We start from the raw sequence: 229 nt of genomic DNA on the forward strand, positions 1-229 counted from the left end.
CGGATCTTTCAGGGACATATCAAAATCAATTTCCCAGCCCATGCTTTTTTTCAGTACCAGCAGGGCCAGCGCCACCAGCAAACCACCGGCGACAGGTTCAGGAATGGTGTACTTTTTCAGAAAGGAAACACTGTGTACCAGCTTGCGACCAAGCAGCAGAACCAGCGTTGCGGCAACAAGGGTCGACAACGTATCGAGATGAATCATAAAAGGCTCCTGTTATGCGCGT

The 229-nt window shown here is 50.2% G+C and carries 1 protein-coding gene; it reads right to left on the reverse strand.

The window, feature by feature from the left end:
- Window positions 1–207 (reverse strand): sodium/glutamate symporter (locus ABFY71_RS19180; protein WP_347947474.1); only part of this gene is annotated, 207 nt, incomplete at its 3' end.
- Window positions 208–229 lie beyond the last annotated feature (22 nt).

The organism is Devosia alba (assembly GCF_039938915.1).
GTDB classification, from domain to species: Bacteria; Pseudomonadota; Alphaproteobacteria; order Rhizobiales; family Devosiaceae; genus Devosia; species Devosia alba.